This is a genomic window from Colwellia sp. MB3u-41 (genome assembly GCF_014076845.1).
In the GTDB taxonomy this organism is placed as follows: domain Bacteria; phylum Pseudomonadota; class Gammaproteobacteria; order Enterobacterales; family Alteromonadaceae; genus Colwellia_A.
Genome location: NZ_JACGUT010000010.1, coordinates 106,746 through 129,646, shown reverse-complemented (window position 1 = coordinate 129,646; position 22,901 = coordinate 106,746). Strand labels below are relative to the sequence as shown.

Annotated in this window: 16 protein-coding genes; 5 read left to right on the top strand and 11 right to left on the bottom strand. The window is 37.5% G+C overall.

The features are described from left to right. Positions 1-80: 80 nt before the first annotated feature. Complete coding sequence (locus H4J73_RS00885) at positions 81-836, bottom strand: VacJ family lipoprotein (protein WP_182179150.1); 756 nt, start codon at positions 834-836, stop codon at positions 81-83. Further along, positions 833-2,110 carry an alpha/beta hydrolase gene (locus tag H4J73_RS00880; protein ID WP_182179148.1) on the bottom strand — a complete coding sequence of 426 codons (1,278 nt, stop codon included), beginning with the start codon at positions 2,108-2,110 and terminating at the stop codon, positions 833-835. Before H4J73_RS00880 ends, H4J73_RS00885 begins: the two co-directional genes overlap by 4 nt. Positions 2,111-2,462: 352 nt before the next feature. Between H4J73_RS00880 and H4J73_RS00875 the strand changes: the two genes are divergently transcribed. Then, positions 2,463-3,125 carry a hypothetical protein gene (locus H4J73_RS00875; RefSeq protein ID WP_182179146.1) on the top strand — a complete coding sequence of 221 codons (663 nt, stop codon included), beginning with the start codon at positions 2,463-2,465 and terminating at the stop codon, positions 3,123-3,125. A 92-nt stretch (positions 3,126-3,217) separates the two neighbouring features. On the opposite strand, the gene H4J73_RS00870 is transcribed toward H4J73_RS00875, so the two are convergent. Then, positions 3,218-4,999 carry an acyl-CoA dehydrogenase C-terminal domain-containing protein gene (locus tag H4J73_RS00870; RefSeq protein WP_182179144.1) on the bottom strand — a complete coding sequence of 594 codons (1,782 nt, stop codon included), beginning with the start codon at positions 4,997-4,999 and terminating at the stop codon, positions 3,218-3,220. A gap of 264 nt (positions 5,000-5,263) precedes the next feature. Between H4J73_RS00870 and H4J73_RS00865 the strand changes: the two genes are divergently transcribed. Continuing rightward, positions 5,264-6,238: a hypothetical protein gene (locus tag H4J73_RS00865; RefSeq protein ID WP_182179142.1), complete on the top strand. Its 975-nt coding sequence runs from the start codon at positions 5,264-5,266 to the stop codon at positions 6,236-6,238. Here the strand turns inward: H4J73_RS00865 and H4J73_RS00860 are convergent, their stop codons facing one another. Continuing rightward, positions 6,239-9,532, bottom strand: a complete 3,294-nt coding sequence (locus tag H4J73_RS00860) for an ATP-binding protein (RefSeq protein ID WP_182223833.1) — start codon at positions 9,530-9,532, stop codon at positions 6,239-6,241. Between the two features lie 169 nt (positions 9,533-9,701). Then, on the bottom strand, positions 9,702-11,081 hold the full coding sequence (locus tag H4J73_RS00855; protein ID WP_182179138.1) for a PhoH family protein: 1,380 nt from the start codon (positions 11,079-11,081) through the stop codon (positions 9,702-9,704). A 342-nt stretch (positions 11,082-11,423) separates the two neighbouring features. Here H4J73_RS00855 and rapA point away from each other — a divergent pair, with 342 nt between their 5' ends. From rapA to H4J73_RS00840, 3 genes are all read left to right on the top strand, one after another. Next, positions 11,424-14,351 (top strand): RNA polymerase-associated protein RapA, encoded by a 2,928-nt coding sequence (rapA, locus tag H4J73_RS00850; RefSeq protein WP_182223834.1) that lies wholly within the window; start codon positions 11,424-11,426, stop codon positions 14,349-14,351. Positions 14,352-14,410: 59 nt separating this feature from the next. Then, positions 14,411-15,094: a pseudouridine synthase gene (locus H4J73_RS00845; RefSeq protein WP_182179299.1), complete on the top strand. Its 684-nt coding sequence runs from the start codon at positions 14,411-14,413 to the stop codon at positions 15,092-15,094. A gap of 106 nt (positions 15,095-15,200) precedes the next feature. Further along, positions 15,201-16,151 carry a DUF3530 family protein gene (locus H4J73_RS00840; RefSeq protein ID WP_182179134.1) on the top strand — a complete coding sequence of 317 codons (951 nt, stop codon included), beginning with the start codon at positions 15,201-15,203 and terminating at the stop codon, positions 16,149-16,151. 147 nt (positions 16,152-16,298) lie between these two features. Here H4J73_RS00840 and H4J73_RS00835 read toward each other — a convergent pair whose 3' ends face one another. From H4J73_RS00835 to surA, 6 genes are all read right to left on the bottom strand, one after another. After that, positions 16,299-18,317, bottom strand: coding sequence for a methyl-accepting chemotaxis protein (locus tag H4J73_RS00835; protein ID WP_182179132.1), 2,019 nt, complete (start codon positions 18,315-18,317; stop codon positions 16,299-16,301). Positions 18,318-18,526: 209 nt separating this feature from the next. Continuing rightward, the gene (locus H4J73_RS00830; protein WP_182179130.1) at positions 18,527-19,372 is read right to left on the bottom strand and encodes a symmetrical bis(5'-nucleosyl)-tetraphosphatase; all 846 of its coding nucleotides are present in this window, start codon (positions 19,370-19,372) and stop codon (positions 18,527-18,529) included. A gap of 16 nt (positions 19,373-19,388) precedes the next feature. Further along, positions 19,389-19,802 (bottom strand): Co2+/Mg2+ efflux protein ApaG, encoded by a 414-nt coding sequence (gene apaG, locus H4J73_RS00825; protein ID WP_259367810.1) that lies wholly within the window; start codon positions 19,800-19,802, stop codon positions 19,389-19,391. Continuing rightward, the gene (gene rsmA, locus H4J73_RS00820; RefSeq protein WP_182179126.1) at positions 19,799-20,611 is read right to left on the bottom strand and encodes a 16S rRNA (adenine(1518)-N(6)/adenine(1519)-N(6))-dimethyltransferase RsmA; all 813 of its coding nucleotides are present in this window, start codon (positions 20,609-20,611) and stop codon (positions 19,799-19,801) included. The genes apaG and rsmA overlap by 4 nt, the downstream gene beginning before the upstream one ends. Further along, complete coding sequence (gene pdxA, locus H4J73_RS00815; protein WP_220460024.1) at positions 20,608-21,591, bottom strand: 4-hydroxythreonine-4-phosphate dehydrogenase PdxA; 984 nt, start codon at positions 21,589-21,591, stop codon at positions 20,608-20,610. Before pdxA ends, rsmA begins: the two co-directional genes overlap by 4 nt. After that, positions 21,591-22,892: a peptidylprolyl isomerase SurA gene (gene surA, locus H4J73_RS00810; protein ID WP_182179124.1), complete on the bottom strand. Its 1,302-nt coding sequence runs from the start codon at positions 22,890-22,892 to the stop codon at positions 21,591-21,593. The genes pdxA and surA overlap by 1 nt, the downstream gene beginning before the upstream one ends. Positions 22,893-22,901: the final 9 nt, after the last annotated feature.

Genomic DNA, 22,901 nt, shown 5'->3' with positions numbered 1-22,901 from the left:
ATATTTATCTATTTTAACCTTTACGGTTAAAGTCGATTTAAGGGGATATTTAAAGACTGCTCATTGCGCACTCATCTTGGTTAGCGCGCTATTTGAATTTCTCGATATTTCATATACAGCACTTTGAAGCGTTCGTACTCGAAAGCCGAACCCGAGGCGTAATACCTAAACGGCAAATTAGCACGAGTATTAATACTTCCCAATAATGAAAGAAACATTTCTTCTTCTGCTGTCATACCGAGTTCATCGATGACAACTTGCAAAGCAAACATATCTATCGAAGTCCCCGCAGCATCACGTAATGAAGATGGTCCTAATAATGGTAGAACTAAATAAGGTCCGGGATTAACTCCCCACACTCCCAGTGTTTGACCAAAGTCTTCATTTTGCTCGACCAAGCCTATTGATGTCGCCACATCAAATAACCCCAAAACCCCCACGGTGGTATTTACCGCAAAGCGACCCAAAGTTTCAGAAGCGACGCTGGGCTTACCTTGTAAAATAGCGTTAATAAAAACAGGGAATTCGCCTAAGTTTTTAAAAAAGTTACTAATACCTTTCTCAACAAGATCAGGTGTTACCGCTTTATAACCTGCAACAATTGGTAATAGTACATATTCGTCGGCTTTAGCATTGAAGTAATACATCCGGCGATTAAATCCTTCCCAAGGATCATCATATTGATTAGTAACCGCTTTTTCTTCATAGACCGAAGACAATTTAACCCGTGGTTTTTCAACATTGTCTTCTAATTCAGGTATAGATGAACATGCAGAAAGTAGCGCAATCAATAAAATAGCGAGACTTTGTGTTAATAATTTAAAAAACGCCATCATTGTTTAGCACCTTGAAATTGACTATTGAGGTACTCAACGAAACTGACTCTGTCGATGTTTCCACAGTGTCCGCCACGAGGAAATATTTTTGCCCTCAAACCAAAAACATCTTGTAAATATTCCACTTCACCTTTAGCTAAAATAATATCATCAGCATTAGTCACTAAACTTATTTTGTCTGAATGGCGTAAATAGTTTTCTATGTTTTTTAAACTCAGCCGAGCAATCAGTGCCTCGCGCGTTAAACTCGCATCGCTTTCTTGTTGCCAAGGTACCAGCACTTTTTCAAAGTACTCTTTAAAGGTAATAACACTTGCTCGATACATAGAATGAGTAATACTTTCAAATTTATTAATCTTATGATTTTTATATATAATACCACCAACGTTATAGCTAACATCTAATGCAAACAACATATCTGTTGACGACATCCGAAACGATGCACCTATTAACAGTTTTAGTTCCTCTTCTGACAAATTAGCATCTCTAAATAAAGCATAGATAGCACTTTGAGAAAATGAAGATGACTCTTGCTCTGCATAACTGTCAGCAAACCTTAAAAATATATCATCAAGCATCGTTGAAGCCGCATCTGGACCACCTTCTTTTAAATCTAAATAGCTATCAAGTATGTTAACTGAGTTGTATAAACTAACAGGAGGATTGATCAGAACGACTTTTTCAAAGTTAAAAATCTGTTCACTTTCATCAAGTTGAGCAACATAGGCAGAATGAGCCCCACCCAAGCTATAACCTGTTAATGAAAAGGTGGTGGCGACAACATTGTCTTCAGTGATAACTTGCTGATAAACCTTTTTCATTATGCGATAGAGGTTTTTAGCATCTTGTTCTAGCACACCTGGGAAATCAGTACTCGAATCTAAGTTAATGATAAAATTAGAATATGTCGGCGAAGAAAGAGATATGACATGATAGCCTTGTTGATATAAGGTTTTTTGTAGGCTAATCATCTTTGCACTATTGTAACTTGCTCCGGTACCAGCAATGACAAAAGCTAATGGAGCTTTTTCTTCTTGCTTGACTAATGAATATTTCATTTTAGTGCTATACCAAAACACGTCAGGAATCGATGCAACAGAACGCAGTGCTATTTCTTTTTCAATGATGGGGATTTCTGCGGGTAATGAAGCTTCAGCTTCTTGACAATATCCTGTAACCGTCGCTTGATATTGTGTATATTCAATATCACAGGTTTCTGCTTTTACTTCGAGTGGCGGTTGGGTATTAGCACTACACGCTGTTATGAACAACACAATAACTATGCTTTTAAATCGCACGACTTCCCTTATTAATTCAATATTATATGCTTTTATCTCTGTATATAATTATAACTGACTATTTGCGGTGCTCCAAAAGAGCAAACGATGCCGTAAAGCTAAATCAGCCACTAAATTGCTACAATAAAGCGCATTAATGATCTATTTATATTTTATTAATGCCACTTTAGTTCTGTTTTTTTTCTGTTGTTCATTAACTTTAATCCTTATAAATATCAACAAATAAGCTAATAAAGTAATATTCCTCTTAAAAATAACGCCTTTTTTATAATACTTGCCTATAGTTAAAAAGAGCATAAAAGTCTTAATTCTTCCAATAGGTTATTTAATGAAAATATTTATAAAATTAATCTTATCAATGGTATTTATAGTCGGTGTATTATTTAATGCACACGCTTATAGCGAGGAAAAAAATTCCAATCGCATTATTGATGGAGCATTAATTAGCGACTGGGCCAACTCGGCATTAATTTTTAATTCATTAAATCAAGCCTATGATTTAGAAGCATTAGGTTTCCCCATTTCAAACGAAAATATCAGCCCTCCAAATACACCATTAATGAACAAGCTTGAAACGCATCAAGTTGCTGTCATTTTTGAAAATGACGCATTTAGTGCCCAAAGTGGTTTTTTAACCAAAAAAGTCGACCAAGTCAGTGAGCAAGCTTTTTTTATTCAAGGCAGCTATAGGGTACTACAAGAAGAAAATTTCATCTTACTTGTCACCGCAAAAATAGAGTCTTTGAATGAGCATTCCATTTATCAGTTTTATAGTAATGACTTTGTTTCTCGCGAAACAGCTGCCACAAAAGCCACGGGTTCAAAATCTTATGCTAGGTTTGGCATTTTAGGACAGTACTCAATCAACAGTAATTGGTCTTTAACTGGCGGACTAACCTCTACAGCTCATGAAGAATCATCGAATATCCGGCCCGTTTATAATATGCAAAAAGAACAAGTCGCTGTGTTTGGTACAACCTATACTTTCTAATCGTAAATCGTTGCAAAAACAGAGTAAAAAGGCGCTATCATAAATGATAGCGCCTTTTTTAATGATACTATTTAAATGAAAATTTTAGAGGACTAGAACAAGTGTTCATCTAAATCAAATAACGTATCACAACCCGCTTTAATAGACGCTGCGAGTGACAAACGACGTGGCAACAAACGTGCAAAGTAGTAGCGCGCTGTTTTTATTTTACTTTCGTAAAATTCATCACTTGAACCCTCTTGAGCCAAAGCTGACTCAGCCATTTTTGCCCAAACAAATGCCATTGCCGTGTAACCAAAGACATGTAAATAATCGTTAGCTGATGTACCCAACTCTTCAATATTGCCTTGCGCGGCTTTAAGAATATGCTGGGTTAATTCAGCTAAATCAATATTGGCATCTTTTAACGGCTGGATAAATTCTTGCATATTAGTTGCTGATGTTTGCTCAATGTAAGTGTTCACTTCATTGATAAAAACCTGCATCAATTCGCCTTTACTTGCCGCGACTTTTCTCGCTAATAAGTCCATCGCTTGAATACCATTAGTGCCTTCATATATTTGTGCAATGCGAACATCTCTCACTAACTGTTCTTGTCCCCATTCACGAATATAACCGTGGCCACCCAATATTTGTTGACCTGCAACCGTATTATCGAGACCTAAATCAGTAAAAAAAGCTTTTGCTAAAGGTGTCATAAGTGCAGACAAACTCTCGCCCTTAGCTTTTAATTCACCTTCACCATAAGTTGCCATATCGAGTGTCATTGAAATATACGTAGACAATGCTCGTGAACCTTCAGTTAATGCCTTCATGTTAAGTAACATACGACGAACGTCACCATGAACAATGATAGGATCAGCTGCTTTTTCTGGGTATTTAGCACCCGACAGTGAACGACCTTGTAAACGTTCTTTAGCATATTCTAAAGCGTTCTGGTATGAACGTTCTGCCGCACCAATACCTTGGATGCCGACGCCGATGCGCTCAAAGTTCATCATGGTGAACATACAAGCTAGACCCTTGTTTTCTTCACCGACCAAGTAACCTTTTGAACCATCAAAATTCATTACACAAGTTGCAGAAGCATGGATACCCATTTTGTGCTCAATTGATCCACAAGTAACATTGTTAAAATCGCCTAAAGACTCATCTTCATTAACTTGATATTTTGGCACTAAAAAGAGTGAAATACCACGAGGGCCCGCTGGTGCACCCGGTAATTTTGCCAGTACTAAATGGACTATATTTTCAGTGATATCATGTTCACCAGCAGTAATAAATATTTTTGTACCTGTGACCGCAAAGCTGCCATCTTCTTGAGGAATAGCTTTGGTATAAATCAAACCTAAATCAGTACCGGAATGTGGTTCAGTTAAGCACATCGTTGCCATCCAGTCGCCAGCATATAAGCGCGTTAAATAACGCTCTTTTAATTCATCTGTCGCATGTTTAGCAATAGATAAACCAGCACCTGCCGTTAATCCTGGATATAATGAAAAAGCAATATCAGCTGAACACAGCATTTCTTCGTGTAATGCAGTAATGACTTTAGGCATACCCATGCCACCAAATTCAGGTTCACCACCTAAACTTGTCCAACCACCGTCAGAATAAGTTTTAAATGCCTCTTTATAGCCAGGAGCAGTCGTTACCTTTCCTTCATTGAAGCTCACACCAATTTCATCGCCTTGGCGTGAGAGAGGTGCAATTTCTTGTTCAGCTATTTTGGCACATTCTTGTAAAATGGCTTGTGCTGTCTCGCGATCAACATGTTCAGATAAGCTAGGCATTGACTGCCACATTGCTTCCATTGAAAAAACATCATATAACAAAAAATTCATATCTTTTAATGGTGCTTGATAATCAGCCACGGTATTCTCCTCGTTTTTTATGTTACTACAAATAACATTAATTTAACTTTTGAAACAATCATTTCAAACATGTGTTTGAATATAGCAAAATCTCCTTAAAAGTAAAGCGTCAACGATTAAATATTCCGTCATCACTTTGCCATTGGTATGAAAAGTAAAAATGCGTTAATGTTAGATTAGATTATATTTTTGTTAGTGGTTTGATTATTCTCGATGACTCGCGATATTTTAAATAAAATTCTTTGCATAGTTCTTTACTTTTTTATGCCCTCTTTGGCTTTTGCCGATCAACTTGCCTTTTCAAAAATAGAAAAAGGTGACAACTATCAATTTAATTATCAATGGCTCGACTATCAAGGTGACACGCAAAACCTGCAGTTTATAATGGCTAAGCGAGCATTGTTTGATCGTTTCAGAAATTTCAAAGTGTTTAAGCCTGAAATGGCAAAATTCTCAATTAATAATGCGCTACAAAAAAAGCTGCGTGCAGAGCCTATTAATGGCGTAATGATCAATTTTAGCAAAAATACCGATGACGGTGAAATTGTCATAAAAGGACGAAACAACCAAACAATCAATGCCGCTTACGCTAGAGTTTATAAGTTAAAGCAAGAATTAAGTGATCAATATTTAGCAAATAATTATTATCATCAATTTGTAACTCACGATCAAATAAACGCGGTAAAACCAAATCATAGCCAATTTGCAAGTATTTCGAGCATCGATTTAAAGTCAGTTAAGCCAATAATTCTTGAAAAATTTTTAATAAAAAACATTCGTAAGGTTACTGACTATGTTCTGGGGTTTGTACAAAGTATTCCTTACGCAACGTTAGAATCAAGGGTAACCGCTTCTGGTGCCGGATTTAATCCGCCATTAAAACTACTATGGGAAAACCAAGGAGATTGTGACAGCAAAGTAACACTAACGGCTGCGATTCTGCGCAGTCTGATGCCACGTATAAAAATGATTTTAGTCTTTATTGATAATCACGCTTTATTGGGTATAAAAATACCTGTGCAAGCTAATGACCAAACAATCGTTATTGATGAAATAACATATGTACTTGCTGAGCCAACAGGCCCGAGACTACTACCTTTAGGTGAAATAGCACAGGTATCTGAATTAGCCGTAGGTAACGGGCATTTCACTGCAGAGCTATTCCATGCAAAAGTAAAACCTCAACCCCAAAAGACAATTGAACAAAAAGACACCGCATTCATTGATGAGGAACAATAATTAAGCCTGTTTATTAAGAACTTCTAAAATACCAGAAAGTAGTAATTCAGCATTAATAGGTTTTGCCATATGCTTATTCATGCCTGCCGCAAAGCTTCTTTCTTTGTCTTCTTGGCGAGCATGAGCCGTCATGGCAATAATGGGTAAATGATCAAATTCTTTTTGTTGACGAATTTGACGAGCCGCTGTTAACCCGTCCATCACTGGCATTTGAATGTCCATAAGTACCACTTCGATACCTTGATCCTTACTCGCCAGAACATCCAGTGCCTCTTTACCATTTTCAGCAATAATAACATTAGCTTGCATCATTCTTAGTAGTTCTTTTGCGACTAGCTGATTCACTAAATTATCTTCAACAAGTAAAACAGTAATACCTCTTAAATCATTACGTTCTTGTGGATTTATTTTATCGGCAAGCAATTGATTATCGATATTTTTTACCACAAGTTCTTTGTTGTAGACCGCCAAGAAGAGCTTACGGATAAAGCTTCGATAAAGGGGTTTTTCTAGCAACACATAAGGAAGTTTTAATGTTTCAATTCGTTCGATTATCTGCGACGATATTCCATTCGCCATTTGATGACTTATTGCCAATAACACTTGATTATCAAGGCAGGTTTTATATATTTCTTCCAGATTTTCATTAATATCATCTTCGTCAATAAGAATAGCGACATATTTATCATTCTTATAATTTTTAAGTCCTGATAACGATGTAATATTAACGTGTTTTATTTGATATGCTGATAAGCTTTCTTTTAACGATTCAGATAAACCTAGAGGAAAGCTGCATAACGTTAGCGCTAATGCCTCTTTTGATGAGTTGTCTTGGACAACATTAAAAGGGAGAACAAAATTGAATATAGTCCCTGTACCTAATTCACTTTCCAGTGAAATTTCACCCGATAAAAGGTTGACAATTTGCTGACAAATAGACAAGCCTAATCCTGAACCACCATACTCGCGAGTCATTGACTCATCAGCTTGACGAAACGCTTCAAATAAATGCCCTTGCTTATCTTTAGCAATACCTATGCCGGTATCAGCAACAATAAAGCGAACAAAAACGGGTGAATGAGCAAGCGTACTTTCTAAAAAACGAGTGGTTGAATCAACCCTTTCGACGCTGAGTGAAATTTCACCTTGAGGGGTGAACTTCATGGCATTATTCAGTAAGTTTGTCAGTACTTGAACCAGTCTCATACCATCAGTTAAGACAATATCGGGGACATCAAAATCAATATTAATTTTCAGAGATAATTGCTTCTCGCTGATCATACCAATATTTAGTTTAACCGCTTGGTCAACGATTGTATCAATACTCTCTGGCATTTTTACCATAGACATATTCCCCGATTCTATTTTAGCTAAATCGAGTACTTCATCAACCAAGTGAAGCAATGATACTGATGCCCCCTCTGCATTTAATAAATATTGCTTCTGCTCATTGGTTAACCGTGTTCTTGCTAATAGAAATAACATACCTTTAATCGCGTTAATGGGTGTACGTATTTCATGACTCATGTTGGCTAAAAACTGACTTTTTGCTTGGTTAGCATACTCGGCTTGGTTTTTTGCTTGTTCCAAAGCGATATTCGCTGCATATTGCGCAGTAACATCTCGAACTAAATTAATAGTGCCAACAATTTCAGCTGTTTGGCTATAAAGCTGATTACTAAAAACTTCATAGGTATTAGATGAGGTTTCAACGACCTGTGCTAATCCTTGATCCGTTTTTCGGGTTAACGACGCCGCCGACATTGAAACTAATGATTGCCCTAACTCAAGACAGACCACTTCGTCACTAGACTTACCAATAAGATCTAAAGAGGTCGCTTGAACAAAGTTTTCAAACGCTTTGTTATAACCAATCATTGTCCCATCTAAATCATTAAAAATAATGTAATCTGGAATAGCATCCATCACTGAACGCAACAAAGCATAGTCACGTTGATGCTGTTCACTTTTAAGACGTAGCGCTTGGGTTTTCTCATTAACCCGCGTGTCGAGAATAATATTCTGATCTTTAAGTTGCTGTAATAACGTACGATTTTGTCCAAAAATATCTTCAACAATTTTAAACCAATACGACCAGTCAGCAGGCGGCTTTACTTTACCAGGATCACCCTGCGAACAATGTTCAATATGATTGATAAATTCTTTAGTCGGCTTCATAAACGTTTTGCGCGTAACAACATAAATGATACTCATAAACGCAAATAGCCCTAAGAATAGCAAAATAAGCATCACAATGAAGCGGTTCAAAATAGGGGCAGTAAAGTCTTGATAAGGCTGATACTTAAGTAACACCCAACCGTTTATAGGTAATTGATATTTTTGAATAAGCCATGAACCCACTCGATAACTATTTGGTAATTTATTGAGACGCTTGGAGGAATAATTGATGAGTTGCTTTGGTGCAATATCTTGCCAAGTGATTTTCGTTGATAAAGCTTTGTTATCTGCTGTTTTATGAATAAGTATGTTGTTTTTTTCATCAATGAGCACAAGCCCTTGATTGGGTTTATTAATCTCAGGCAAACTATCACTTAAACTTGATAGGCTAAAATCCACTAGCACCGCACCTGCTATTTTTTTATTGCGATAGACTGATGTCCCTAATGAAGAGCTTAACCCCTTCCCTGCTGAATCTAAATAAGGTGGCGACCAAAAAAAGTTGTTCTCTCCCGGTAACAGCGCTTTAATGCTATTAATATTGTTATTATTAAGATTGTGTTCTGAAAATCGCCAACTCTCACGACCTATCCAAGGGTAAAGACTGACAAATTGATTTAAAGACACATAATAAAACCAAGTAGATTCTTTAATTGAATTTTTTGCAATAATAAAAGCAGGAGTTAATGCATTAGCCATTGCTAATTCCTGATTTTGTAACTCATCAAAATCAGCAACTTGACCTATTCCTGTAATACTTCCTCGATAATTTTTACGGTGTGCGAATGAGTCTCGACTATTTTTCTTTAAATAGAATTCATCACCATCTTGTGTAAGTGGCGGTGTGGTGGAGAGTAACTCTTCAGGAAAAGAAAGGTGATAATTTGCAAACTTTTTTATTCCTGCGATGCTTTTCAATCCCAAGATAAGGGTGTTTTCTAACTGTTTGGCACGTGTAGTTAACGTGCGAAGTTCTCGAGTTTGGTAAGAGTCTAGCTCAACAAAATATCGGTAAGAAGCTATCGAAACCGCAATGAATATTATAACAATAAATACCGCTAAAACAGAGCGATTGTAACGACTAAATACCTGTTCTTTAGAATACTTACCAAACAATGCGACAACCTCATATTTATTCTGATAATTTGTTATTCACTTAGAATAAGACATCTTACTGAAAATATGCTTTGATAACTAGTCTACAGACTAAGTCGTGCAAAGATCACTGATAAAAAAGGATCAAAAATGAGCCTTTTTTATCTTAGTATCTAAACAACTATCACCCCTATAAATTTTCCTCTGCAAAAGAAGCTAACCGACTTCTGACCACCCCATTTAAGTTGATTGTTGAGCTACCTGAAAAATTTTTAAAGCGTTCAACAATATAAGTAAGCCCTGACGTAACAGGTGTTAAATAATTACTATCGATTTGCGCAAGATTACCTGAACACACGAGTTTTGTCCCTTCACCACAACGCGTGATAATCGTTTTTAACTGCGATGCGGTTAAGTTCTGACATTCGTCGAGTAACACCAAAGAATGCTGAATACTTCGACCACGCATGAAGTTCACTGACTTAAATTGAATGTTGGCTTTTTCCATAATGTAATCAAGGCTGCCATTCATATTTTCATCTTGTTTATGTAAGACTTCTAATGAATCTGTTATTGCCGCTAACCAAGGTGCCATTTTTTCTTCTTCTGTACCGGGTAAGAAGCCGATAGATTCGGCAATTTCAGGGGTACTACGTGTTACGATAACTTTATCGTATAAGCCACGTTCTATGACTTGTTCAAGCGCTGATGCCAATGCTAATAGTGTTTTTCCACACCCCGCGGGGCCCGTAAGAATGACTAAATCTATTGTAGGGTCGAGTAAAGCGTCCATTGCCATACCTTGGTAGATATTTTTTGGATGGATACCCCATGCCTGTTTCGCCATTAAACGTTCTCGACTCAAATCTGTTACCGCAAGTTTGTCATCGTCCCAACCAATGACTTTACCCGCAAAGTGTTCGCTATCATCAATAAGGTATTCATTCATATAAGTATTGGGGAGTACATCACGTTTAATATAGTGGGTGGTATTTCGACCTTCTGTTTCACTTTCACACTCATTGACATGTTGCCAAAAATCCCCCTCAAATTTATGATAACCTTTAGTTAAAAACTTAATATCATCAATAAGTTGATCTGTTCGGTAATCTTCAACATAAGCTAAACCAGCCCCTTTAGCTTTTAAACGCATATTAATGTCTTTAGTCACTAGCACCACTTTATTAGACGCTTTTTTCTCCTGTATATATAAAGCGGCATTAATAATACGATTGTCATTTTCATTGAAAGATAAACAACCTGTTTTTTGCTCCAACGTATAATCATTGAAAATAGATAAACAACCACTGGGATGTTCTGCGTCATTTTGAGGTAATTTAACACCCGCGAGTACTTCTTCAGGTGTGGCGTGGACAAGTACGTCTTCAAGTGCGCGTATAGCAACACGGGCATCTCGACTAACATCTTTTTGGCGGTCTTTAATGGAGTCTAATTCTTCAAGGACGGTCATGGGAACGACTACGTCATGCTCTTTAAAAGAGAGAAAAGCAAAGGGTTCGTGTAATAAAATATTTGTGTCTAATACGTAAATAATTTTTTCTTCATTCATACAAAGATCTCCGATCTAAGTTAAAAGAAACAGAAGAATCGGTAAGTAAACTTAATAACCGAGTATTCAACTGCTGACTAAAAAACCAAAAACAGTAACCATCACCTTATTACTTGAATGATAATTCTACTTTGCCAGCTAAATTTATCACTGGCAAGTGACATCTTAAGATTATTTATCCTCAGACAAACTTTATTGAACCGTTTTATAAATTCTCTGCATTTTTTGGTGATCATAGCTATGATTAACGTTACTATAGCGCCCTTTTTTAATGCCGTCTTTGGCGTGTTCTGTTGCACAAGTTTTTTATAACCGTGCAAGATTTTAATTTTGGAGTTTTATATGGTTTTTTACCCTGGTCAACGATGGATAAGTGACGGAGAGTCGGATCAAGGATTAGGTACGGTCTTAACGGTTGAACACCGATTTGTATCGATTATATTTACCGCTACCGGTGAATCACGCCAATATGCCATAGCAAACGCACCATTAACCCGTGTTATTTTCAATCAAGGTGACAGCATTCCGAGCCATGAAGGCTGGATATTAACCGTTGACAGGATTGAAGACATTGATAATTTACTGACCTATCACGGTAAACGCCAAGATAATGGTGAAGAAACATCACTAAAAGAAGTGATGATTGACCATTTTATCAAATTTAATAAACCACACGACCGACTGCTAAATGGTCAAGTTGACCGTCTCGACTGGTTTCGTTTACGCAAAGACAGTTTAAAACACCAACACACTCAACAGCAATCTCCATTAATGGGCTTAAGTGGTGGCCGAGTCAGTTTAATTCCTCATCAATTATATATCGCTGAAGAAGTCGGTTGTAGGTTTGCACCTCGTGTATTACTGGCCGATGAAGTAGGTTTAGGTAAAACGATTGAAGCAGGTTTAATTATTCATCAGCAACTCGTAACAGGGCGCGCCAAGCGTATTTTGATTATTGTACCTGAATCACTGATGCACCAGTGGTTAGTCGAAATGTTGCGACGTTTTAACTTACATTTCAGTATTTTTGATAGCGGACGTTGCCAAGAAATTAAAAACTCCGGTGAACAAGAAAACCCATTCAGCACTGAGCAACTGGTATTAGTTAATTTGGATTTTGTCACACAAAATCCAGAATGGTATGAAGACCTGATCGCAGAAGACTGGGATTTAATGGTTGTTGATGAAGCTCATCACTTAAATTGGCATCAAGATAACCCCAGTATCGAGTATTTATGTGTTGAACAATTGGCCCAAAGTATCCCGGGTGTTTTATTATTAACAGCGACGCCTGACCAACTCGGTCATGAAAGCCACTTTGCTCGTTTACGCTTACTTGACCCTGATCGTTTCTTTGATTATCAAAAATTTACTGAAGAAGAAAGCCACTATACTGAGGTTGCCAATGCTGCTAATGCATTGGTTGCTAAAGATGCTTTATCTGTAGAACAGCAAGTTACGCTGACCGAGCTATTACAAGAAACAGATATCAGTAAACACTTGGTAAATATTAATCTCATCACTGAAACGGAGAAAGAAACGCTTGAACAAATAGCGTCACGTGAGCAAGTACTTACACAGCTACTTGATCGCCATGGCACAGGTCGTATTCTTTTTAGAAACAGCAGAAATACTATAAAAGGTTTCCCTGAACGAGAATTACATTCAACACCTTTATCCTTGCCTGAAGCTTATCAAGACCACATTAATGAATTTTTGTTGTCAGACAGTAGTGAGAATTTAAAAGCGTTATCACAAGCAAAACATATTTTTACACCTGAAATTATGTTTTCGTTAAATAGTCATGAAAACTGGACCGATATTGATCCCCGTGTTGACTATTTAATAGAGCTATTACAAACCCTAAAGAAAGAAAAGCTACTGGTCATTTGTGCACATGCTCAAACAGCTATTGATTTAGAAGCCGCATTACGTGTAAAAGAAGGTATTCGAGCGGCTGTTTTCCATGAAGGTTTGAGTATTTTTGAACGAGACAAAGCGGCCGCTTATTTTGCTCAAGACGAAGACAGTGCACAATGTTTACTGTGTTCTGAAATTGGCAGTGAAGGGAGAAACTTCCAATTTGCACATCATTTGGTGTTATTTGATTTACCTCAAAACCCGGATCTTTTAGAACAACGTATTGGCCGTTTAGACCGTATAGGGCAAACACAAACGATACGCTTGCATGTGCCTTATTTTGCTGATTCGGCGCAAGGTTTACTTTTTAACTGGTATCAAAATGGTTTAAATGCATTTGAACATACTTGTATTACGGGTCGTGCTATTTTTGATGACTTTGGTGAGCAATTATTTGATTTAGCTTTAGCGGCACAATGGCAGTCTAGCGCAGCTGAAAAATTAATTGATGAAAGTCATGCTAAGCATTTAACCCTTAAAACTAATTTAGAATCAGGACGAGATAAGTTATTAGAATTGCGCTCTTCTGGACAAGGCCGTTCACACGAATTAGTCAAAGAAATATCTGCACTAGATCAACAAATTGAATTGCCACAATTCATGTTTCAAGTACTTGATGTTTTTGGTATCACCCAAGACGACAAGTCAGATAATGCGATTGCTTTACAGCCCAGTGAACATATGCTTTGTGGTAACTTCCCTTGCTTACCTGATGATGGTACTACCATCACGTTTAATCGGGATACGGCATTAGCCTGTGAAGATTATCATTTATTAACATGGGATCATCCTATGGTCCGTGGCGCTATGGATTTAGTCCTTAGCGATCAAACTGGCAACTCCAGCATAGGCTTATTAAAGAACCCTGCATTGCCTGCAGGTACATTTTTCATCGAGTGTATTTTTACGGTTGAAGCAACTGCGCCAAACCATCTACAACTTGGCCGTTACTTACCCACTACACCCATTCGTGTTCTTGTTGATAAAAACGGTAACGACTTGGCAGATAAAGTCAGTGAGAACATTTTAGATCAGCAGCTCGCACCGGTTAAAAAACAAGTCGCTTTGCAATTAGTCAAAGCGTTGAGAGAACAAGTCACACCTTTAGTGGCTAAAGCTGAAGGACATGCTCAACCTCAAGTTATTAATATCCAAGAAAAAGCACTTGCAAATATGCATAAAAATTTAGATGAGAAATTTCAACGATTAACCGCACTAAAATCAATCAACCCCAGTGTTCGTCAACAAGAGTTAGATTTTATCAAAGTACAACAAAATGAATTAAGTCACTATATTAGTAAGGCACAATTAAAATTTGAAGCAATACGCTTAATTGTGGTGAGTAACTAATCATGATGACCAATCAAGAAAAGCAAACTGAGCTACAAGCACAACAAAAAGTTGTGCGAATGGTTCCAAATCCTGATTTTGTTTATTGCCCTCCAATGTCTCCTTATCTTGATATCATTTATCAAGATAATGATATTGTTGTGCTTAATAAGCAAAGTGGCTTACTCACTGTTTCAGGCCGTTTGCCCGCTCATAAAGACTGTTTACAAAGCAGAGTCAATAAAGTCCTGCCTACGGCAACGGTTGTTCATAGACTCGATATGGCCACATCAGGTATCTTGATCATGGCATTGCACAAGCCTGCCCATGTAGCAATTAGCCGGATGTTTCAACAACGAGAAACAAAAAAAAGTTATATTGCCCGAGTATATGGTCATATGAAAGCAGAAAGTGGCTCGGTTGATCAGCCACTCATTTGTGATTGGCCAAATCGTCCTCGACAAATGGTTGACCATGAACGTGGTAAACAATCACTGACTCACTACAAAGTTTTATCTCGAGATACCGATGATAATGCTGTGCCAAGCACTTTAGTAGAATTAACCCCCATAACAGGGCGCTCTCATCAATTGCGTGTCCATATGCTATTTTTAGGTCACCCTATTCTCGGTGACCGATTATACTCACACGAAGCAGCGGTTACCGCTAGCCCACGTTTATTGTTACATGCACAAATGTTAGAACTAGCACATCCTGTTAATGAAAAGACCCTCACTTTCAACGTTCCTTGTCCTTTTATTTGATGCTAAGCTCTTTCTTGTTAAGAAAATAAAGTTTCTGCCGATAATTTATAAAGTACCTATTAACAAATTATCGGTAAATTTTTCCCCTTCGATCTCTAAGGAACTTATGATAAAACGTTTTTTAACTTCGTTAACCATTCTTTGCTTGTTCACTGTTAGTGCAAGTAATAGTTATGGTTTTCGCTATCAAGAAGAAACTAAAACTGAACAGAAAAAAACGAAAGAAAACAAAGCAGCAACCAAAGAAGTGGAAGATAAGCCCAGTGATGTTGAAAAGATAATCATTAAAAAGCGCCCTAAAATTTTTGCGCCTATTAATGCCCTTCTACAAAAAGAACAAGACCTGAGCCATTACTTAACCCCTGAAAAATTGACACCTATGCTCGCTGGAGCTCAAGATTTTATTACCATCATTAACGAGAATACGGCAAGTAATCAAAAGGGTGTAATGATATTACTGCCTGACTGGGAAATGAGTGCAAAAAGTAGTAATGCGTTAAATTACTTACAAAGAATGCTACCCAGTCAGGGGTGGACAACGATTGCTATTCAACCCCCCAGTAGGCCTGTAGATTACCCCTCTACTGCATTTAAGCAACCGCTACAACTTGAAGAAAATAATAAACACTTAATTGAACACCAAGACAAATTAACCATAATGATGACTGCAGTGATTAAGAAGGCGAAAAGTTATCCTGGAATATTTGTTGTAGTATCGCAAGGTAGTCATGCAATATTACTCGCCGACTTATACGCCACAGGAAAGCTTCAATCACCCAGTGCTTTGATAATGCTTAGTGGGTATATGAATACAGCGGTTGATAGCCTATCATTTGCCAAGTCACTGGCGAAAAGTCAGTTTCCTGTCTTAGACCTCTACTTATCAAGAGAACATCAATTGGCAAATACCGATGCAATACTTCGTAAAGCACAAGCAACGAAAGAAATGAAAGCGTATTACCGACAAACTCAACTACATAATAACCAAGTGGGCTATTACCCTGAGAAGCAACTTTTGAGGTCTATAAACGGTTGGCTTAAATCAATTGGTTGGTAAAATGAGCTCCCACAGCCTACAGTAGTAAAGAATGACAATATAAAAACAACAAACTAAAAGGCCTGTTGAATATATTTATTCAACAGGCCTTTTTTAATCGTTTACGCTTAAAGAAACGACAACTTTGTCGTCATTAATTTTAAGTTATTATAGTTTAAACTGTTGCACTGATTGCTGTAATTCTTCAGCTAACTTAGCCACTTCATTACTTGATTGAGCGGTTTGTTGCGAACCTGCAGTGGTTTGCTCTGCAATTGCAACAATAGACTCTAAGTTCTCACTTATTTCATGAGCAACAACACTTTGTTCTTCTGCTGCAGAAGCGATTTGAGTACTCTTGTCAAAGGCTTCATGAACCGAGTGAGTGATCGTTTGCAGTGCTTTCTCAGCTTCTTCACTTTGCTCAACACAATTGGCGGCTTGTTTTTTACCAATATCCATAACACTAACAGCACGTTGGGCACCACTTTGTAGTACCTCAATCATATTTTGTATTTCTTGTGTTGATACTTGTGTTCTACTGGCAAGCGTTCTTACTTCATCAGCAACAACCGCAAATCCACGACCTTGTTCACCCGCTCGTGCGGCTTCAATGGCAGCATTTAATGCCAGTAAGTTAGTTTGTTCAGCGATACCACGAATAACATCAAGAATGCCACCAATAGAGGCACTATCTTGTTGTAGTTTATTAATAACTTGTGCAGCTTCATCAACTTCATCAGCTAATAGTCCAATGGTTTGACGATTACGTTCAGAAATAATTTTGATACGTTTCGCTTCATCATCAGCTTGTTTTATTTCACCTAGCGTATCATTAGCACTTGATAAAACACTTTGAGAAGTACTGCTCATTTGTGTTGTTGCTGAGGCGGCTTGTTCAACCTGTGAACGTTGCTCTGCAATAGCAACCGTACCTTGCGCTGTTACGGCTGAAGTTTCTTCCGCAGCAGTTGCCAGTTGTGTTGAGCGACTGACAATACCCTGAATAAGGGTACGTAAACTATCAATTAATAAATTACAATTACGTGATAATTCTGCAAATTCATCTTTGCCACTTTCATCTAATTTATGTGACAAGTCGCCAGAAGAAACAATATTCAACATTTTATTCACAAGACTTAATGGACGAGTAATACTGATAAGGGTAAACCATGCAATAGTAATTGCCGCAGCAATTGAAAAAATCATAATACCAATCGTTTGTGTCGTACCATCAGAAACTTTCTCTTGAACAAGATAACCTGCAGCTTTGGCAGTTTTGTCTGCAAGGTTTACTTGCGTTGCTAATATAGCGTTGGCTTTTTTGATATTTTTTTCAGCCGCATCTAAATTTTCAGTTGCTGTTTGTAAGGCTAATAACTGTTTTTCTTTATGAGAAAAAATATCATTATCAGAATTAATGAGGGTAGTTAATTCACGTAAGGCCACCGATAAATCGTCTGCTACGTCTTTTGCGCCCTTATTAGACAATTCAGAAATAATATCTATAAATGATTTTTCAACATCTACAAAAGCATTAGTAATTTGATTACCGACTAAATCTACTGATGATCTATCAATTAATCCCCTGTATTCAAGTGCCGAACTTACAGCACCGTTAAGCAGCGTTTCTATACTCTCACCTAAACTAACCGCTCGCTGTAACTTAGTATCAGCCAAGTCATGATCCGCGAGATCTAATAATAATGTTGCCGCATCATCCGCTTTGTCTTCAAGGCTACTTATTTTTTTACGTAATGTAAGCGCTTCATTGATACTCATTTGTCGGTTACTAAAAACTAAGCCAATTTCTTGCTCAAGTTGTGCATAGACTGAATCGACTTTGCGTAAGTTAGACAATAATGAATTTTCATTTTGGACAACAGTTTTTAATTTTTGCAGCTCTGTTGAAAAACCTTCTTTTTCTTGGTTAAAAGAAGCGAGATTAGTACTAAGTGGCGCTAATTCTGTTTGATAGTATGCACGTAAAGTAACATTACCTATTTGCGTTAAGGTCGTAGCAAGTTTGTTGCTGCCTTGTAAGGTGGGTATCGCTAGTTCACTTTGCTGAACTGTAGAGCCTTTAATTATGTTTAAATTCCATAGAGATATGGCACTAGTTATTACCAGCAAAACTGCAATAATGGCAAAACCACCCATTATTTTCATTGCTACCGTTAAATTCATAAATGTCACCGTGTAAATAGATAGTATTGAGTACGAGTGTAAACTAAATTAACTGCTAATTTTTTAGTTGCAACTCTTTAGTTTCAAAGCCAATAATCATAGATTATTGATCATTATTGTCGATTAAATTATCGGCTAATGCTATGAAACATTAAGCCATGAAGTTCAGTATAACAAGCTTAATCTATTTTTCATCTTTAGTTATTGCTTTATCGTGCGTTTTTTATTTTTTTCTCTCGTTTATTCTCTCTATGGGAGTGTTCTGTAAATAATTTCTTATCAGACCATCTTAAGAGTGTTAGATGCCCGCCCCACACACAGCCTGTATCCAGCGCATAAATATTTTCAGCTGAACAATGTCCCATTAATGAAGCCCAATGACCAAATATCCATGAATAACCTTTTTGATTTTTAGAAAATTCAAACCAAGGCTTTATATAATTTGGCGCTTGTTCTATGGAAAGTTTACATGAAAACTCTAATGCCTGATTAAGTTGGCAGTAGCGCATTCTGGTCAGTGAATTAACGGTTATTCTAAATTTTTCATTAGGCGATTGAGCTAATGACCATAGTGTAGGATCTTCACCATACATAATTGCTAACCATTCTTTTCTGAGCCCTGAAGCCAAGTTTTCACTGACTTTTTGTGCTTGTAGCATTGCTTCTTCAGGAGACCAAAATGGCGGTAAACCCGCATGGCTCATGTAAACATTTTCATGAGGAATTTTTTGAATAAGAGGCTGTTTTGCTAGCCAGTCCATTAATTCATTAACATCTGGAGCCGCTAATAATTCATCAAAAAAATCTGCAGGTTTTGCTTTTTTTAACCCTGCATGAATCGCTAACAGATGCAGGTCATGATTACCTAAAACAACTTTGGCACTATTGCCTAGTGCCTTTACATACCTGAGTGTTTTTAAAGAATCGGGGCCTCTAGCAACAAGATCACCGGCAAGCCAGAGCTGGTCATTTAACGGTTCAAATGCGACTTGGTCAAGTAAAGCCCGAAGCTCATTATAACAACCTTGAACATCTCCAACAAAATAAATGGCCATAACGGTGGTCTCGCTCTTAATTTAAAATGAGAGGTTGAGCTAAGCCAAAAACAGGTATCTCAACTTGTTGCAAGTTTTTATCATCACTGAGCATTTGATAATGCCCCTGCATGGTGCCAACAGGCGTTTTTAAAACGCAACCACTGGTGTAGCTGTAGGTTTTTTCTGGTGCTATTGTCGGTTGCTTACCAATAACTCCCTCACCGACAACTGTCGAGGTTTTATTGTCGCCATCAGTAATTAACCAATAACGAGACAATAATTTAATGGGCTTGTTACTGTTATTAGTAATACTAATGGTATAACTAAAAATATAATTTTTTTCGTTCTCAATCAATTGCGAAGTAATGTATTCAGTTTTAACGCTTACTGAAATATTATCTTTCATTCCAATTGACTCGACTGTTTCCAGCGGTGACTTTACATTCATAACTCGACCGGATTATCTGTTAAAAAGTTGGCAAGCTTGATGTAGTCACTAATGGGTAGGTTTTCAGCACGAAGCCTAGCATCAATACCTAAATCGGCTAATTGCTCAACAGTAAATAACTTTTTAAAACTATTACGTATGGTTTTTCTACGTTGATTAAATGCCGCTAGACAAACTTGATTGAGCGAGCGAATGTCTTTTACAGGATTTTTAATTTCGCGATGCGGTATTAATCTTACAATAGCAGAGTCAACTTTTGGCGCAGGTTTAAACGCTTCAGGCCCTATTTGCATAACAGGAATAACCTGGCACTGATATTGAGTCATAATTGAAAGTCGTCCATAAGCTTTGCAATTTTCACTCGCCGCCATGCGTTGAACAACTTCTTTTTGTAGCATGAAATGCATATCTTTCACACTATCTTTAAAAGTAAGTAGGTGGAAAATTAATGGTGTTGAAATATTGTAAGGTAAATTGCCAAAAATTCTTAAAGGTTTTTCTTTGGTCGCTATCTCACTAAAGTCAAATTTCAATGCATCAGCTTCATAAATGGTCAATTTTGAAGCAATAAAAGGATGATGGCGTAAACGATGAGCAAGATCTCTATCAAGTTCAACCACTGAAATAGCACCTGCTCGTTCAATGACAGGCTCGGTTAATGCCCCTAACCCTGGACCAATTTCAATAAGGTTTTCACCCGGTTCTGGATCGATAGCGTCAACAATTTTGCTGATAACACCTTCGTCATGTAAAAAATTTTGTCCGAAGCGTTTTTTGGCCTGATGGCCTAAATGAGTTTTATTATTCATGATTGATTATTTGCTAATTTAATGGCGGTGTTGATAGCTTCAATAATACTTCCTGAATCAGCTAAATTTGTACCGGCTAATTCAAGTGCTGTACCGTGGTCTACTGAAGTTCTAATAAAGGGTAAGCCTAAGGTAATGTTAACCGATGAACCAAAGCCTTTATATTTCAATACAGGCAGTCCTTGATCATGATACATAGTTAAAATAGCATCGGCGTCTTTTAGGTACTTTTCTTGAAATATAGTATCTGCAGGCAATGGCCCTATAAGCTTGAGACCTTCATCCCTTAAGGTATTTAAGGCGGGGATCATTACATCGATTTCTTCTCGGCCTAAATGCCCATCTTCACCGGCATGAGGGTTTATGCCACAGACATAGATTTTAGGCTCTTTAATACCAAATTTGTTAATAAGGTCCGTATTTAAAATACGCGTTACTTTTTGTAAACGTTCTGCTGTTATCGCTTTAGACACATAAGCTAAAGGAATATGCGTTGTGACAAGAGCCACTCTTAAACCTTCAGTTGCCAACATCATCACGACATCCGCACAATTGGCTTGGCTGGCGAAATATTCAGTATGGCCACTAAAAGCAATGCCAGCTTTATTGATTAATCCTTTATGTACCGGGCCTGTAACGATGGCATCGATTTCTCCCGAAATGTTTTTTTCACTAGCAATTCTTAATGTTTCAATAACATAACTGCCATTTTCAGCATTAAGCTCACCTGGAACACAAGGTTCAGCCATATCAACCGAGAGTATTGTTAAAGTACCTGCTTTTTGTGGTTTTGCAGCTACCGCACTATCATAATCAATAAGTGTTAGTGGTAAACCTAAAGTGGCTGCTCGCTCTTGCATTAATTTTTTACAAGCAACAACCACAAGCTCAACTGACCAATCTTGTTGTGCTATAGCGATAGTTAAATCAGGTCCAATTCCCGCAGGTTCACCTGGAGTAATGGCTATGCGTTTTATCATTATTTTTTATCTCTATTGAAAATCTCTATATATGCTTCGTCGCGAAGCTCTTTAAGCCAGCGCGCACTTTCTAGACTAAACTTTCGATTAAAAAGAATTCTTCTTGCTTTATTTTCGTTCATCTGTTCTGTTGCATCAAGCGTTCTACGGCCTGTTAGCTGTGCTAAATGCCAGCCAAATGAAGATCTAAAAGGCTTATGTATTTCATCAACTTTCAAACGAGCTAACGCATTCTTAAAAGCGGGGTCATAAGCATCAGGGTCTGCCCAACCTAAGTCACCACCTCTCACTGAGGTAGGTCCATCAGAATGCGCTTTAGCGAGGTCAGCAAAATCGGCTTCTCCAGCATTAATTTGATCCATATAGCCTTGTAACAGCGCTTCTGCCTTGGCCTCGCTTAAGATAACGGATGGTTCTATCAATATATGTCGTGATTTTACTTCTTCTACTTCAACAATCTGTCTACCACGAATATCTATAATTTTTACGATACTAAAACCTAAGCCTGTACGGATAGGTCCTAAAATTGCTTCTTTACTTTCGCCATCAACAATAGATGAGAATAGCGTGGGTAATTCATTGATGTTTTTCCAGCCTAAGTCACCCCCTTCTAAAGCATTTGAACCACCAGAAGAAGCAATAGCAATTTTAGCAAAATCACTGCCGTTGTTAAGTAATTCAATCACTTTCTCAGCACGCACTTTTGCAGCGTTCATATCCGCTTGTGTAGGTTCAGTTGGAAATTCAATAAGTATGTGACCTAAGCGGTATTCAACGTCAGCAGTTGTTTGCTCTTTCATTGAAGAAAGTAAGTTAGCCACATCTTGTGGTGAAATATAAATACGGCGCTGCACACTGTTACGGCGAACTTCGCCAGAAATAAGCTCCGTTCTAACATCTTCACGATATTTGTCGTAATCTGTGCCATCTTTAACAATATTTTGACGGAACTCTTCTAACGTGAATTTTTCTTCTTTAGCAATATTCGTTAAGGTTTCATCAAGCTGAGCATCACTGACTTGCACACCCATACGTTCGCCAAGTTGAGTAATTAAACTATCGTTAATCAATTTTTCAGTAACCTGGGTTCTTAACGCTTTATCCGAAGGTAATTCTTGTTTTTTCTTTTCTGCTTGCTTTTTTATGGTTGCGATTAAGTCTTTGATTTCAGACTCTAAGACAACGCCACCATTTACAATAGCTGATACCCGATCAAGTTCAACCTGTTCGGCTTGTACTGGAAAAAAAGAAGTTATCGCCAAAGCGCTTGTTAAAAGTAAAAATTTCAATGATTTTTTCATGTATCGTCT

Coding starts and splice junctions, on each gene's coding strand:
- H4J73_RS00885 (WP_182179150.1), bottom strand. CDS start 836: ATGATGGCGTTTTTTAAATTATTAACACAAAGTCTCGCTATTTTATTG.
- H4J73_RS00875 (WP_182179146.1), top strand. CDS start 2,463: ATGAAAATATTTATAAAATTAATCTTATCAATGGTATTTATAGTCGGT.
- H4J73_RS00865 (WP_182179142.1), top strand. CDS start 5,264: ATGCCCTCTTTGGCTTTTGCCGATCAACTTGCCTTTTCAAAAATAGAA.
- H4J73_RS00855 (WP_182179138.1), bottom strand. CDS start 11,081: ATGAATGAAGAAAAAATTATTTACGTATTAGACACAAATATTTTATTA.
- rapA (WP_182223834.1), top strand. CDS start 11,424: ATGGTTTTTTACCCTGGTCAACGATGGATAAGTGACGGAGAGTCGGAT.
- H4J73_RS00845 (WP_182179299.1), top strand. CDS start 14,411: ATGGTTCCAAATCCTGATTTTGTTTATTGCCCTCCAATGTCTCCTTAT.
- H4J73_RS00840 (WP_182179134.1), top strand. CDS start 15,201: ATGATAAAACGTTTTTTAACTTCGTTAACCATTCTTTGCTTGTTCACT.
- H4J73_RS00835 (WP_182179132.1), bottom strand. CDS start 18,317: ATGAATTTAACGGTAGCAATGAAAATAATGGGTGGTTTTGCCATTATT.
- H4J73_RS00830 (WP_182179130.1), bottom strand. CDS start 19,372: ATGGCCATTTATTTTGTTGGAGATGTTCAAGGTTGTTATAATGAGCTT.
- apaG (WP_259367810.1), bottom strand. CDS start 19,802: ATGAATGTAAAGTCACCGCTGGAAACAGTCGAGTCAATTGGAATGAAA.
- rsmA (WP_182179126.1), bottom strand. CDS start 20,611: ATGAATAATAAAACTCATTTAGGCCATCAGGCCAAAAAACGCTTCGGA.
- pdxA (WP_220460024.1), bottom strand. CDS start 21,591: ATGATAAAACGCATAGCCATTACTCCAGGTGAACCTGCGGGAATTGGA.
- surA (WP_182179124.1), bottom strand. CDS start 22,892: ATGAAAAAATCATTGAAATTTTTACTTTTAACAAGCGCTTTGGCGATA.